Here is a 14,850-nt window from a genome sequence, read left to right as displayed (position 1 = left end):
GTTTCAGGCTATTGGCGGCTGAGTAATACAACGGCTTCAACCGCAATGCCTTCTTTACGGCCGGTAAACCCGAGTTTTTCAGTGGTGGTGGCCTTGACGTTGATATCGGCAATGTCAGCATTAAGATCGGCCGCCAGCACTTGGCGCATATCCTCGATATGCGGCGCCATCTTAGGTGCCTGTGCAATGATAGTGACATCCAGATTACCCAGCTCAAATCCCTTCGCCCGCGCTAAGGCATAACAATGGCGCAGCAAGACGCGACTATCGGCGCCCTTATAGGCGGCATCGGTATCAGGGAAATGTTTACCAATATCCCCAAGGGCCATCGCCCCTAGAATGGCATCGGAGATGGCATGCAACACCACATCACCGTCGGAATGAGCCACCAGCCCAGTTTCGTAGGGGACTTCGACCCCACATAAAATTAACGGGCGCGCTTCACCAAATTTATGGACATCAAAACCATGGCCGATTCGGATTTTCATTACTTATTTCCTAACGTATTTAATAGATTGCGCAATTCACTCTGCTTGGCTTCAAGCATTCGCGCGCAGTAAAAAAAGCTCTGCCAACTCCAAATCATCGGGATGAGTGACTTTAATGTTATCCGCCCGCCCCGCGACTAAACCTGGCGAAATGCCCGCCCACTCCATCGCCGAGGCCTCATCGGTCACGACTGCCCCCGCGGCAAGCGCGGCTTTTAAATGTAATCGCAACAAGGTGGTTGGGAATAACTGCGGCGTCAACGCATGCCAGAGATTATCGCGGCAAACAGTCGAGCTAATTTCACCTAAGCTATTGGCGCGCTTCATGGTATCCCGGACAGGCATAGCCAAAATCGCCCCTTGGGGAAAGTGCACCCGCGATGCCAACAATTTATCTATGTCTTGCGCAGTCAGGCAGGGTCTGGCCGCATCGTGAACTAAAGCCCAACCATTATCAGGCGCCTTATCGAGTGCCGCCAGCACCGAGTCGGCGCGCTCAGAGCCGCCAATGACAGTTACCAGCTTGGGATGCTTGGCCTGAGGCAACGCAGCAAACTCGGTATCCTCAGGATGCAGCGCCACAATCACTTGGTTAATTTGCGGATGGGACAATAACTTGTCTAAGGTATGGGCCAGAATGCTTTGCCCCAGCAAGGTTAAATATTGCTTGGGTTTGCCTGCGCCCATGCGGCTACCAATCCCCGCGGCGGGCACAATCGCCACCACATGGTGCGAGAAAGGATCAATTTGAACTGCAATTTGGGTTTCGACCTGCGGCGCGGCCTCTAATACGGTATCCATAGGCGCTCCGTTACTGCGAGGGACTCGATACTGAACGATCACCGCCCACCACGCGATAGAAGGTTTCGCCTTCTTTCACCATGCCTAGCTCGTTACGCGCCCGCTCTTCAATCGCTTCAGTACCACTCTTAAGGTCGATAATTTCCTCTTTAAGTACTTGATTACGCTCATTGAGTTTTGCATTACCTTCTTGCTGAGCCGCGATCTGTTTTTGCAGAACAAAGTATTCGGGCAGGCTGTTATCGCCCGACCACAGCCGATATTGCAGCAAACCGAGAAGCACTATGAGTGCAATGACAAAGAATTTCATGGAGGAATTAGCGTCAGTATCTTGAATTAAAAAAATATACTGCAGATAGTACAACAAAAAAGGCCACCAAGTGGTGGCCTTTTTACATCAGACGACTAAATTACGCCTGACCTTTGATTTCTTTCAAACCGCGGTATGGCGCTTTTTCACCTAATTGCTCTTCGATACGCAGCAATTGGTTGTATTTAGCCACACGGTCAGAACGGCACAGTGAACCGGTTTTGATTTGGCCAGCCGCAGTACCTACCGCTAAATCAGCGATAGTCGCGTCTTCAGTTTCACCGCTACGGTGTGAAATAACCGCAGTGTAACCCGCTGCTTTTGCCATACGGATAGCCGCTAAGGTTTCAGTTAATGAACCGATTTGGTTGAACTTGATCAGGATTGAGTTTGCGATGCCGTTCTCGATACCACGGGTTAAGATCTTAGTGTTAGTTACGAATAAATCGTCGCCCACTAATTGGATCTTGTCACCCATGATCTTAGTTTGGTATGCCCAACCATCCCAATCTGACTCGTCCAGACCGTCTTCGATAGAGACGATTGGATATTGTTCAGTCAATGATTTCAGGAAGTCAGAGAAACCGTTTGAATCGAATACTTTGCCTTCGCCAGACAGGTCATATTTACCGTCTTTGTAGAACTCAGAAGCAGCGCAGTCTAATGCCAGAGTCACGTCGGTACCCAGCTTATAACCTGCTAATTCAACAGCTTCTTTGATTACCGCTAATGCATCAGCGTTAGAAGACAGGTTAGGTGCGAAACCACCTTCGTCACCCACAGAAGTGCTTAAACCTTTACCGTGCAGTACTTTCTTCAGGGTGTGGAAAATCTCAGCGCCCATGCGTAAAGCTTCGCGGAAGTTTTTCGCGCCAACAGGTTGAACCATAAATTCTTGGATATCAACGTTGTTATCCGCGTGTTCACCACCGTTGAGGATGTTCATCATAGGCACTGGCATAGCGTATTGGCCGGGAGTACCGTTTAATTCCGCAATGTGAGCGTATAGAGGCATGCCTTTGAATGCTGCAGCCGCTTTAGCCGCCGCTAAAGACACAGCCAGAATCGCGTTAGCGCCTAACTTGTCTTTGTTTTCAGTGCCGTCTAAGTCGATCATGATTTGATCAAGCTCAGCCTGTGCAGTCGCATCTTTACCGATTAACGCCGCACGGATAGGGCCGTTTACGTTAGCCACAGCAGTCAATACACCTTTACCTAAGTAACGGCTCTTGTCGCCATCACGCAGTTCCAGCGCTTCGCGGCTACCAGTAGATGCACCAGATGGCGCAGCCGCCATACCGATAAAACCACCTTCTAAATGCACTTCGGCTTCAACTGTTGGGTTACCACGAGAATCCATAATCTCGCGACCAATCACGTTAATAATCTTAGCCATATTACCCTCGATTTAAGTTTAAAAGAGAAAAGAAAAAACCAATACCAATGGGAATTAACAGATGTAGAGTACGACCAAAATCTTTAAATTCCGTTTACTATTTCCGTCTATACGCATGTCGTTTATACACATGGGTATGAGTTTTGACTCATGATTACGCGGCCTGAGTGTAACAAAAGGCCGGGCCCACTGTCGCGGGTCCGGCCTTAAAATTTATTTCTTCAGATCACGTTTTTGATGTGCACTTGCGGCAGCAACGAAACCTTCGAACAATGGATGACCATCGCGTGGGGTCGAAGTGAATTCTGGGTGGAATTGACCCGCTACAAACCAAGGATGATCTTTCAGCTCAATCATCTCAACCAATTTACGATCAGAAGATAAACCACTAAATACCAGACCCGCTTGCTCTAAACGTTCTCTGTACTTGTTGTTCACTTCGTAACGGTGACGGTGACGCTCAACACAAGTGTTACCTTTGTACGCTTGCGCCGCTTTTGAACCTTCAAGTAGGTGACATAACTGCGCACCTAAACGCATAGTGCCACCTAAGTCAGAGGCTTCATGGCGTTGTTCAACATTACCTTCTTCGTCAACCCATTCAGTGATTAAGCCAACCACTGGGAATGGCGTTGCTTTGTTGAATTCGGTTGAGTGAGCATCGGCCATGCCTGCAACGTTACGGGCAAATTCAATCAGTGCCACTTGCATACCTAAACAGATACCAAAGTATGGCAGGTTGTTTTCACGGGCAAATTTAGCCGCCAGAATCTTACCTTCCACACCGCGCTCACCGAAGCCACCTGGGACTAAGATACCGTCTAAACCTTGTAAGACTTCATCGCCTTTGGCTTCTACGGTTTGTGAGTCGATATACTTGATGCTCACAGATACACGGTTCTTCAGACCCGCATGCTTTAATGCTTCGTTGACTGACTTATAGGCGTCTGGCAGTTCGATGTATTTACCCACCATACCAATCACGACTTCGCCGTTTGGATTGGCTTCTTGGTAAATGACGTTTTCCCACTCAGACAAGTCAGCTTCGCGGCATTCTAAGCCAAAACGCTTAACGACTAAGTCATCTAAGCCCTGTGAGCGCAGCAGCGCTGGGATCTTGTAGATGCTGTCGACGTCTTTTAATGAAATAACCGCACGTTCTTCAACGTTACAGAATAATGAAATCTTCGCACGCTCGTTGGCAGGAATCGCGCGATCGCCACGGCAGATCAGCACATCCGGTGCAATACCGATAGAACGCAATTCTTTCACTGAATGTTGAGTCGGTTTCGTTTTCACTTCACCCGCAGCGCCAAGGAATGGCACTAAGGTTAAATGCATAAACAGAGTACGATCGCGGCCCAGTTCAACGCCTAATTGGCGGATAGACTCAAGGAATGGCAGTGATTCGATATCACCCACAGTACCGCCGATTTCAACGATAGCCACATCGTGACCTTCACCACCTGCAATCACTTTTTCTTTGATCGCGTTAGTGATATGTGGGATCACCTGAATTGTCGCACCTAAATAGTCACCGCGACGTTCTTTACGTAATACTTCTTCGTAAATACGGCCAGTGGTGAAGTTGTTACGACGGTTCATCTTAGTGCGGATGAAACGCTCATAGTGGCCTAGGTCAAGGTCTGTTTCTGCGCCGTCCTCAGTCACAAACACTTCACCATGTTGCGTTGGGCTCATGGTACCTGGATCAACGTTAATGTATGGGTCCAGTTTCATGATGGTTACATTGAGACCACGGGCCTCTAAAATTGCGGCTAATGAAGCGGCTGCAATGCCTTTACCTAGTGATGAAACCACACCACCAGTAACGAAGATATACCTTGTAGTCATGCTGAACCTGAGAAAATGAGTTTGAAAATACGTGCTTGTAAGAAAGCACTAGGACGGGGCAGTAGTATACCAAAGGTGTTGCCATTCGACAAACACCAATCCGGATAATTTGCCCTTTATCTTGGCTCGCCCTGTTTAACCTTATCCCAGTAGGCATCTAACTCTTCTAAGCTATGTTCTTCTAATGCTTTATTATTTTGTCTTGCAAATGCCTCTACACCTTTAAAACGGCGTTCAAATTTAACATTGGCTTGGCGCAGCGCTTGTTCTGGGTCCACCTTTAAATGACGCGCCAAATTCACCACTGCAAATAATAAGTCGCCCATTTCGGCCTGCACTTTGGTTTGGTCGAGTGTTGGCTGATTCACCTCCGCCAGCACTTCATCAATTTCTTCATGGATTTTTGCGACAACGGGCTCAAGCTCAGGCCAATCGAACCCAACGCGTGCGACCCGCTGCTGAATTTTGATAGAACGGGATAACGCCGGCTGCGCACGCGGAATATCATCAAGCACAGAAACCTCACTTGGTGAAGTCACCCCAGCCGCCAATGCCTTTTGTTCACGCTCGCTGGCTTTGATCGCTTCCCAATTGGCTTTCATTTGCTGACTACTGGCATCGGCCTCAAACACTTCATTACCAAACACGTGGGGATGACGACGGGTGAGTTTGTCGGTGATTTTATTGACGACGGTGCTGAAATCAAACCTGCCCTGCTCTTTGCCTAGCTGGCAATAAAACACCACTTGGAATAATAAATCCCCCAGCTCATCGGGCAATTCGTCTAGGGCTAAACGTTCAATCGTGTCAGCCACCTCATAGGCCTCTTCGAGGGTAAAAGGCACTATGGTTTGAAAGGTCTGCGCCTTATCCCAAGGACAACCCGTTTGCGGATCGCGCAGCTTCTCCATAATCTTCAGTAGCGGCGCAACATCGGTTGCAGAAAGTGCTGTTGCTGAAAGCTCAGTAATAGAAGGCGTGGTATGGGAAGTCATGCAGATATCCTTTCAAGAGAGTCGACACAGGTGCAGGATGCGTAAACAGGAATACACTCAAGCTGAGTCGCAACTAAGGCCGTAATAAGGGCAATAAAGCGCTAATGATAAAGTAGCCAAGCTCAAAGTGCTATTTTGAGTCTGGTATTAGGTTTTAACGAAGAGGATATGCCCTAAAACTAGATAAGTATGTCGTCAGGTGTGTAGGATGAATTGTCATTGTCTCCCCAGTGACACGCCATAAACTCATTCCTGAGGACTCGACGGCGGCATCCATGCCGCCAACGGTCACTGTTGCAACAATGCCAATCTTAACTATCCCTCTAGCGGTTCCTTCATCTAAAAAGCTTATGCACCAAAGCAAGAAAAGTTTGTCGTCAGGTGTGTAGGATGAATTGCCATTCTTTCCCCAGTGACACGCCGTGAATATGTCCCTATAGGCTCGACGGCGACATCCATGTCGCCAACGGTCACTGTTGCAACAATGCCAATCTTAACGACCATTGAACGGTTCATTTGGCTAAAAAGCTAATGCCCCATTGTGTGTTTAGGCTCATTAGCTCAAACGAAAATTTCCACTCCTGTTGCCCGACAAATTCTCATATATCAGCCTATGTTTGTCCCTACTGTAAAGCGGCTAACTATGGGTATACAGTCGTATTTAAATTTAGTTATTGGGGAGTGATTTGAAGACAATATCAGTGCCCATTAATTCTATCTGCAAAAAATAAAACTCTATAAAATCAGGTAACTATAGTAGCTGACTTTTAGTTAATAGGCTTGGAAAACGCGCATGTGCGTTTTTCCAGATGGTGTATTAGGCAGAAAGCTGATAAGTTCTTTACATACAGATAGTTAACCGTACGCGTTTTTACTGGTCCAACGAGGTAAACGCGCATGCGCACGAATAAAATGTTAGGTATATGACGTGAGCTTCGAGAATTATTCAAATTTAAAGGTTCGTTATCATGTTTACGGAACCCTGTTTACTTGCTTAGCTATAGTGATTTCAAGCATACCAACGTATTACATAAGTAATTGGGTTGCCGATTTTTTAGGAGTGGACATGGACGCTCCAGGTACTCCAGGTGCAAGTTTGGACTCATTTGATTATTTACTCTTATCTATCATGTTCTTGGATTTTATTTTTAGTTTGTGTTTTGTAATTTATTTGATTTGCCTTTATAAAAAATGGTCCTTCAAGCAAGGAGTTAGCTTGTTAATTTTGGGTAAAAATATACCTAGTCATTGGTTTGACAAGCCGAATGATACCTAACAAGTTGCTTAATTTCGTTCCGGCCACAAAAAGCGTGGCCTCCACTGGACTGCCTACGCTGCGCTGCGGCAGCCCATTAGCAAAGCGTTAAACCCATAGAAATTTTAATCCGAAACTCAAAAATTAATGTTGGGGATCTAACACGCTTTTGTCCCAAAGCATGCTGTGTGTCTCTTTGAAACCTACAGCCAACAACGATGCTAGGAAGCTGAGCAATGGTGATTTGCGAGACGACCGTCCGCCCACGGCCGCTCTTTGGCATCCATGCCACCGCGGCATTCGTGAATCCATTCACATCAGACGGGGCGGTCGAGCATCCAAGGACGGACTCGCTGCGCGTCGGAGAGCAAATGCCATTGCTCAGAATGGTGAACAGCCTCCCGCCCCCCCTATCTATATCTCTTATCAAAGCTAATTTCGAGGCTAATCGCTTCGAAAGGTATTGCTAACCTTAAAGCCGTCTTGCTTCTATCACGCTATCGACTTGGGAGAGCTTAGATAACACCCGCGATAAGCCATCGAGATTATATAGCTCTAATTCCAGCTCAATGGCTGCCGTCTGATTCTTAATATCCGATGAGGAGCTCATGGCGAGTACATTGGACTTTTCGGCGGCGAGTACTGAGGTGAGATCCCGCAATAAGCCGCTACGATCATGTGCCAAGACGCGCAGGCGCATGCGATAACCGCCTGAATAGTTCTCGCCCCAAACCACATCGACGCCACGTTCTGGGTGAACGCGCATTAACTCTTTCACCTGCTCGCAGTCGGAGCGATGCACCGAAATACCGCGCCCTTTGGTGATGAATCCTAAAATCTCATCCCCAGGCACGGGCTGGCAGCAACGGGCGATATGACTGAGTAAGTTACCCACGCCATTCACTTCCACCTGCCCACGGCTGTTGGTGCCAGATTTAGGTTGGCTCTTCTTAACTAATTCTTCAACCGCATCTTCTTCGCTCGCCTCATCGAGGCGCAACTTACTTTGGATATGGTTAACGACCTGATGTAAACGCACATCCCCGCCGCCGATGGCCGCAAGCAAGTCGTCCATACTCGCCATATTAAAGCGCTCAACGGCAATGGCGGCATCTTTGATTTTAAGGCTCACTCGCGCCAGCTCGGCTTCGAGCATTTCTTTACCGGCGATAATGTTTTTATCGCGGTCTTGCTGCTTAAACCAATGCTGAATTTTCGAGCGCGCCCGCGATGTGCGGATATAACCTAAGTTTGGATTGAGCCAATCGCGCTTAGGATTGGGGTGCTTCGAGGTGATGATCTCAATGCGCTCGCCCGTTTCAACCTGATAAGTAAAGGGCACAATCCGGCCATCGACCTTGGCGCCAATACACTTATGGCCAACCTGCGAGTGAATATAGTAGGCAAAGTCGAGCACAGTTGAGCCAAGTGGCAAGTCAACAACCTCACCGCTTGGGGTAAAGACATAGACTCTGTCTTCAAACACTTGGCTGCGGACTTCTTCGACAAGGTTGCCACTTTCGACCACGTCTTCCTGCCATTGCAGAATTTTACGCAGCCAATTGATTTTTTCTTCGTAGCCGCTCTGTTTACCGGAGTGATTACCCTCTTTGTATTTCCAGTGCGCGGCAACCCCAAGCTCTGCATCTTCATGCATATCTTGGGTACGAATTTGAATTTCAACGGTCTTGCCCTCAGGGCCTACAACAACAGTATGGATAGATTGATAACCGTTAGGTTTAGGGTTGGCCACGTAGTCGTCGAACTCGCGTGGAATATGGTGCCATAGCGTGTGCACGACCCCTAAGGCGCCATAACAGTCCTGCAAACGCTCTGTGACAATCCGCACGGCGCGCACGTCAAACAACTCATCAAACTTGAGGTGTTTGCCCTTCATCTTGCGCCAAATACTGTAGATATGTTTTGGACGACCATAAACCTTAGCGCGGATATGATCCTCATCGAGGCGCTGCTGCAACTGCTCGACAAATTTTTCGATATAGACTTCGCGGTCTAACCGCTTACCGTCTAGCTGTTTCGCAATATCCTTGTAGGTATCTGGATGCAGATAACGGAAGGAAATATCTTCTAACTCCCACTTTAACTGACCAATCCCCAAACGGTTAGCGAGCGGCGCATAGATATCGGCAATTTCGCGGGCCAGCAAGACGCGGGTTTCTTCGTCGGCATTTTTCACGGCGCGCAGCAAACAAACACGCTCGGCCAGTTTTATCACCACCGCGCGCACGTCTTCGACCATCGCCAGCAACATGCGGCGGATATTGTCGATTTGCGGCTCGGTTGAGCGGCTATTAGGATTGATTTTTAACGCACCAATAGCATTCATGGTCACCACGCTGGCGACTAACCGCGCGAGGGATTCGCCAAACTTTTCTTTGATCGCTTCTTCGTTTAATAAGCCCGCATCAAACACCACAAACAGGATGGCCGCTTGTAGTGTCTCGATATCCATATTCAGCGGCGCGAGGATTTCAATCATCTCTCGGGCACGTTCGAGCAGTTCTCTTTTCGCGGCAGGACTCTTAGCGGGTAAAGCATCTACCTGCTCAATCAGAGCGAGCAAGGTTTGCGCCTCATCGACATGACTAACATAGCGAGCCACCCACTCTTCAAGATGAAAATCGGGATCATTAAAGTGCGCTTCGCGAACAGAGACCATCTAATTTATTTCCTTATTCGTGCTCAGAGAAAAGTGGCACCACCTCGGCACTCCTATCTTCAGCATTGGCACGGACTTGTCAAACCCAACGAGACGAAACTTCACATTTTTTACGTTATTCAAACGCTTTGCTTACTTTACACTCGAATAACGCGGGCAAGTGAAGCAACCTTGCCCAGCCTGCAAGACTTATTTTGCAAGCTCAAACAACGCCATGGCTTCGATATGATGTGTCTGCGGGAACATATCGATTAAGCCTAACTTTTGTAACTTGTAACCACGTTCGAGTAACACCGCACTGTCGCGGGCCAAGCTCGCCGGATTACAAGACACATAAACCACTTGGCGAGGTTTCATCTTCTTAAGCCATTGCAAACTCTCAAACGCCCCCGCGCGGGCAGGGTCGAGTAGCAATTTATCAATCTTGCCCATCCAAGGCTCACAGGATAAATCGGCACTTAAGTCGCCATGGTAAAAGGTTAAATTGTTTAAGCCATTTGCCGCCGCGTTTTCACGGGCTTGGCTAACCATTTCTGGCACCCCTTCAACCCCAATCACTTCGGCGCCCAGTTTAGCTAAAGGCAAACTGAAGTTCCCCATACCGCAGAAGAGATCGAGAATGCGCTCACCCGGCTGCGGTGCTAACCAGTCTAACGCTTGCGCCACCATGGCCTTGTTAATTTGCGCGTTGACTTGCACAAAGTTGCCAGGGGTAAAGGTTAAGCTCACAGGCGTTGCATCGGCTTTATCATCGAGCAACTGGTAAACAGGCAATAACAGCGTGCCATTGACGCCATGGAACTCGCCGTTGTTGTCTTGCAAACAAATATGGATTTGGTGCTGCTCGGCAAACTGCGCAAGCTTAGCCATGTCCTTATCATTTAAGGATTTAGTGATCCGAATTACCGCAAAATGGCCGTTGTCGGCGTCAATCAATTCTAAATGACCAAGACTCGATTTGGCTGATAGTTGATTAAGCAACTTAGCAAACGGGGCGATTAAATCCGCTAAGGGCTTAGCCAAAACTAAACAGCTATCAATAGGCACGACTTGGTTGCTGCTTGAGGCACGAAACCCTAGGCTCAACTGCTTGGTATTTTTATCAAATAGGGTCGCAAGGCGGGCGCGGCGACGATAGTGCCAACCTTCGCCCGTTAATGCGGGCACTGATTTGCCTTCGGCGCCAGCAAATTTTGCCATAATATCCACCAGAGCCGCTGACTTATGCTCGCGCTGGCCAGCTAATGACATATGCTGTAAATCGCAGCCACCACAGCTACGGTAATGTGGGCATAGCGGCGTGACTCGCTCAGCGCTCGGCGTCTCAACTTTAATCAGCTTGGCTCGGGCATAGTTTTTCTTTTGTTCGGTCAGCTGCGCCTGCACAGTTTCATTCGGCAAGGCGCCGGGGATAAATACGACTTTTCCCTGATGTTGTGCTATACCAGCCCCTAGATGATCGAGCTGGTGCACGCTAAAGGACTGCTTCGCGGACAATTGCTTGGAACTATTTGGTTTTGCTTTAAAAAATTGTGCCATTTCGGCCTCTAAATCAATAAAAAACTGGTAAAGACCGCCCTTTTTCTGGCAGTCTTATAAAATTATATCGTCCCTAGAATTTAGGAAACTGCGCTGCGGCTATGAACCCTGTCAACAACATGACCAAATACAGCTTACGTTCCTGGGTTCTGGTGCTTGCGCTTGCGCCGACGATCTTAGTCGGAATTCTGCTGGGCAGCTACTTTACCATAAATCGCTTCTATGAACTCGAAGATACGCTGATTGAACAGGGCAGCAATATTATCGAGCCACTGGCAATTGCCAGTGAAGTGGGACTCGTGAGTAATGACAGAGAAGCAACCAAACGACTCCTTGCCGCAGCCCAACTGAATAAATCCACGCTCGTTAAATCCATTGCTATTTTTGACATTCAAAATCAACTGTTTGTCACATCGCATTACCACAAAGATTTCGAAATCATGCGCTATAAAGAGGCGCTGACGAATCTGCATAAAACCGAAATCGAACATGTGGGCGACAGCCTTATCCTACGCACACCGATTTTTGCCACCGCGCCAACTGCGGCGGGGGCGCCCGTGAATTTTGATATCCAAACCGATAATGGCGAGTTGCTCGGTTATATTTCGGTGATTATCAATAAAGAGCGCGCCTTGCTCGAGCAACATAGGGCCGCCGTAGCCGCCTTTATTATCGTCTTGATTGGGGTGCAATTAAATCTGCTGTTTACCTTTCGTCTGGTGAAAAACGTCACCCAGCCGATTACCGAAATGGTGCGGGTGGTCGCCAAAATCCGTGAGGGTAAACTCGATGCCAGGCTCGAGGGTAATCTTATCGGTGAGTTGGATTTACTCAAACGCGGTATTAACGCCATGGCGGGCTCGCTATCGGAATATCACGATGAAATGCAGCAAAATATCGATCAGGCAACTTCGGATCTGCGGGAAACCTTAGAGCAGATTGAGATCCAAAACGTCGAGCTCGATTTAGCCAAAAAACGCGCGCTGGAGGCCAGTCGTATTAAGTCGGAATTCTTGGCGAACATGTCCCACGAGCTGCGCACCCCATTAAACGGCGTGATAGGATTTGCCCGTCAGCTCGTTAAAACCCCGCTGCACTCGAGCCAAGTCGATTACATTAACACCATCGAGCGTAGCGCCACCAACCTACTGGCGATTATCAACGATATTCTCGACTTCTCGAAACTCGAAGCCGGCAAAATGGTGCTAGAAAGCATGCCATTCGGCCTAAGGGAAACCCTAGGTGAGACAATCACTTTAATCTCCGGTAGCGCGCAGGCCAAAGGGCTGGAATTGGTCGTCGATATTGCGCCCAATGTCCCCGACAACGTTAACGGCGATGCCATGCGAGTGTGCCAAATTATCAATAATTTAGTGGGCAATGCTATCAAGTTTACCGACTCAGGCAGCGTACTGGTTAAATTAGAATTACAAGCGCAGACCGATGAACAAGTGGTGCTGCGCTGTGATGTTATCGATACTGGGATTGGGATTGATGAAAGTCAGCAAGACTTCCTGTTCCAAGCCTTTGGTCAAGCGGACTCCTCGATTTCCCGCCGCTTTGGCGGAACAGGGCTTGGATTAGTCATCACCAAACGCCTCGTCAACCAAATGGGCGGGCAAATTGGCTTTACCTCTTCGGTGGATAAGGGCTCTAACTTCTGGTTCACCCTACCATTAGGCCTTGGTCAATTCCAAATTGGTGATTCACTACCGCTTGAAAAACTGAAAGATAAAACCGTGCTCTTTTATGAGCCCAGAGTACTCACCCATTCAGTGATTAGTCGCCAACTAACACAGTGGGATACTAAGGTCACTCATCATCAACATATTCCTAGTTTGCAGACAACCCTATCAACGACTGAGCATCCGTTTGATTATGTGTTATTGAGTTGCCATGGATTTAGCAATCCCAATCAATTGGTGAGTACGTTAAATCTAGCCAAGACAAAAACAGATTGTTTAGTCGTGCTATTCGACTGCCAAGAGCAAGACATGTTAAGTCAGTTTATTCGCCCCAATGCTGACGTGGTATTGTCTCTGCCAGTAAGCGAGCACCAACTGGCGCGTAATATGCTCTATCCACCAATGGAATATGACCTATTACCACCCGCAAGTATTACAGTTCCAGCGGCGCGCCAATCGCTTACCGTATTAGCGGTGGACGATAACTTCGCCAATTTAAAACTGATTGATACGCTGCTTAACGAACTAGTCACTACCGTTATCGCCGTCAATAGCGGTGAAGAAGCGGTAAAACAGGCGAAGACTCGCACTTTTGATCTTATCTTTATGGATATCCAGATGCCGGGCACCGATGGCATCAGCGCGACCAAGCAAATTCGCCAAGGGTCGATGAACCGCAATACGCCGATTATTGCCGTGACCGCCCATGCAATTGCCGAGGAACGTGAGCTAATTTTAGGTAGTGGCATGGATGGTTATTTGCCCAAACCCATAGATGAAGCCGCACTTAAAGCAGAGATTAACCGCTGGATTACTCGGCCCAAATTCACTCACTTTGATTTACATACCCTCAACTGGGATCTTTGCTTAACCCAAGCTAACCATAAGTCTGACCTAGCATTAGATATGCTACGCATGTTATTGGAATCGTTACCTCAAACGGTCTCGGCGATAGAGACGGCACTGAGTCAAAACGATCAAACCACGATGCTCAGCACTATCCATAAACTTCATGGCGCCAGTTGCTATTGCGGGGTGCCGACCACACAGCGATTATGCCAAGAGATTGAATCGGCATTGAAACGTGATGCCCGTGTCGAAGATCTCGAACCGGAAATACTAGAGTTACTTGATGAGCTAACTAAGGTAGAATCGGCGGCAAAACAAGTGCTATCACAGCTATCAGCGGAAATAACAGATGACCAAAAAAACGGGCTTCTTTAAGCGTTTAAAAGCGCTAGAACTACCACAGAAAAAACTCTTTGCCATTGCCCTTTGCCAACGAATGTTGCCTAACTATCAACTGTTTTCAGAGGTTTGTGAGTTTGGTGATCCTGCGGTATTAAGCACTGTGCTCGAGCTTCTTTGGCAATCCCAGTACGACAATAAGCTGAAATTCAACATCGATGTGCATCTGCAACGCTTAGAAGATAACACCCCAGATCCTGCCGATTTTGATAGCTATGGCGTATACCCAGCAATGGATGCCGTGGTTGCACTTTCCACTTTGCTTGGGGCGATTCAAACCAACCTTGAGGAAGATATAACCAATATCAGCAAGTTATCCTCAAGCACTGTGGCGAACTATATCGAGACTATCAGCGATGTAGAGTTAACCGATGATGCCTTAGATGACTACGTCTTCGCCCATGAAGTGATGGAAGAAGAGCGCGCGCTACAAAATACCCTGCTGGAAATTATCGAAGAAAATCCTAAGATTACTGCCGAATTAGTGAAGGGGTTACGCAAAGAGATTATCGAAGCGGGTGTATCGAATATCGGGATCAGCGTCGCATAATAAACCCGTTTAAGGTCTAGGGTTTATCTCTTCAGTTGCCTTGAAAATC

Annotated in this window: 11 protein-coding genes; 3 read left to right on the top strand and 8 right to left on the bottom strand. The window is 47.9% G+C overall.

The genetic code is table 11. The annotated features are described in order from the left end of the window. Positions 1 to 8: 8 nt before the first annotated feature. The 6 genes from ispF to mazG all read right to left on the bottom strand — a co-directional run bounded on the left by ispF (position 9) and on the right by mazG (position 5,844). On the bottom strand, positions 9 to 488 hold the full coding sequence (gene ispF / locus KXJ80_RS08205; RefSeq protein WP_011621907.1) for a 2-C-methyl-D-erythritol 2,4-cyclodiphosphate synthase: 480 nt from the start codon (positions 486 to 488) through the stop codon (positions 9 to 11). Between the two features lie 51 nt (positions 489 to 539). After that, complete coding sequence (gene ispD / locus KXJ80_RS08200; protein WP_218738140.1) at positions 540 to 1,289, bottom strand: 2-C-methyl-D-erythritol 4-phosphate cytidylyltransferase; 750 nt, start codon at positions 1,287 to 1,289, stop codon at positions 540 to 542. A 10-nt stretch (positions 1,290 to 1,299) separates the two neighbouring features. Then, the gene (gene ftsB, locus KXJ80_RS08195) at positions 1,300 to 1,599 is read right to left on the bottom strand and encodes a cell division protein FtsB (protein ID WP_011625569.1); all 300 of its coding nucleotides are present in this window, start codon (positions 1,597 to 1,599) and stop codon (positions 1,300 to 1,302) included. Between the two features lie 100 nt (positions 1,600 to 1,699). Beyond that, positions 1,700 to 2,995 (bottom strand): phosphopyruvate hydratase, encoded by a 1,296-nt coding sequence (gene eno, locus KXJ80_RS08190; RefSeq protein WP_011621904.1) that lies wholly within the window; start codon positions 2,993 to 2,995, stop codon positions 1,700 to 1,702. A gap of 213 nt (positions 2,996 to 3,208) precedes the next feature. After that, on the bottom strand, positions 3,209 to 4,849 hold the full coding sequence (pyrG, locus tag KXJ80_RS08185; protein WP_218738139.1) for a CTP synthase: 1,641 nt from the start codon (positions 4,847 to 4,849) through the stop codon (positions 3,209 to 3,211). Between the two features lie 116 nt (positions 4,850 to 4,965). Next, positions 4,966 to 5,844, bottom strand: a complete 879-nt coding sequence (gene mazG / locus KXJ80_RS08180; RefSeq protein WP_218738138.1) for a nucleoside triphosphate pyrophosphohydrolase — start codon at positions 5,842 to 5,844, stop codon at positions 4,966 to 4,968. 1,066 nt (positions 5,845 to 6,910) lie between these two features. Here mazG and KXJ80_RS08175 point away from each other — a divergent pair. Further along, a complete protein-coding gene (locus KXJ80_RS08175) occupies positions 6,911 to 7,120 on the top strand; it encodes a hypothetical protein (protein WP_047537043.1) in 210 nt (69 codons plus the stop codon). A 451-nt stretch (positions 7,121 to 7,571) separates the two neighbouring features. Here the strand turns inward: KXJ80_RS08175 and relA are convergent, their stop codons facing one another. Further along, complete coding sequence (relA, locus tag KXJ80_RS08170; RefSeq protein WP_218738137.1) at positions 7,572 to 9,779, bottom strand: GTP diphosphokinase; 2,208 nt, start codon at positions 9,777 to 9,779, stop codon at positions 7,572 to 7,574. Between the two features lie 189 nt (positions 9,780 to 9,968). After that, positions 9,969 to 11,318 (bottom strand): 23S rRNA (uracil(1939)-C(5))-methyltransferase RlmD, encoded by a 1,350-nt coding sequence (gene rlmD, locus KXJ80_RS08165; RefSeq protein ID WP_218738136.1) that lies wholly within the window; start codon positions 11,316 to 11,318, stop codon positions 9,969 to 9,971. 101 nt (positions 11,319 to 11,419) lie between these two features. Between rlmD and barA the strand changes: the two genes are divergently transcribed. Further along, positions 11,420 to 14,227, top strand: a complete 2,808-nt coding sequence (gene barA / locus KXJ80_RS08160) for a two-component sensor histidine kinase BarA (protein WP_218738135.1) — start codon at positions 11,420 to 11,422, stop codon at positions 14,225 to 14,227. Next, positions 14,202 to 14,801, top strand: a complete 600-nt coding sequence (locus tag KXJ80_RS08155; protein WP_037421135.1) for a YjaG family protein — start codon at positions 14,202 to 14,204, stop codon at positions 14,799 to 14,801. The genes barA and KXJ80_RS08155 overlap by 26 nt, the downstream gene beginning before the upstream one ends. Positions 14,802 to 14,850 lie beyond the last annotated feature (49 nt).

It is taken from the genome of Shewanella xiamenensis, assembly GCF_024971755.1.
In the GTDB taxonomy this organism is placed as follows: domain Bacteria; phylum Pseudomonadota; class Gammaproteobacteria; order Enterobacterales; family Shewanellaceae; genus Shewanella; species Shewanella xiamenensis.
This window is presented reverse-complemented; position numbering and strand designations above follow the sequence as displayed.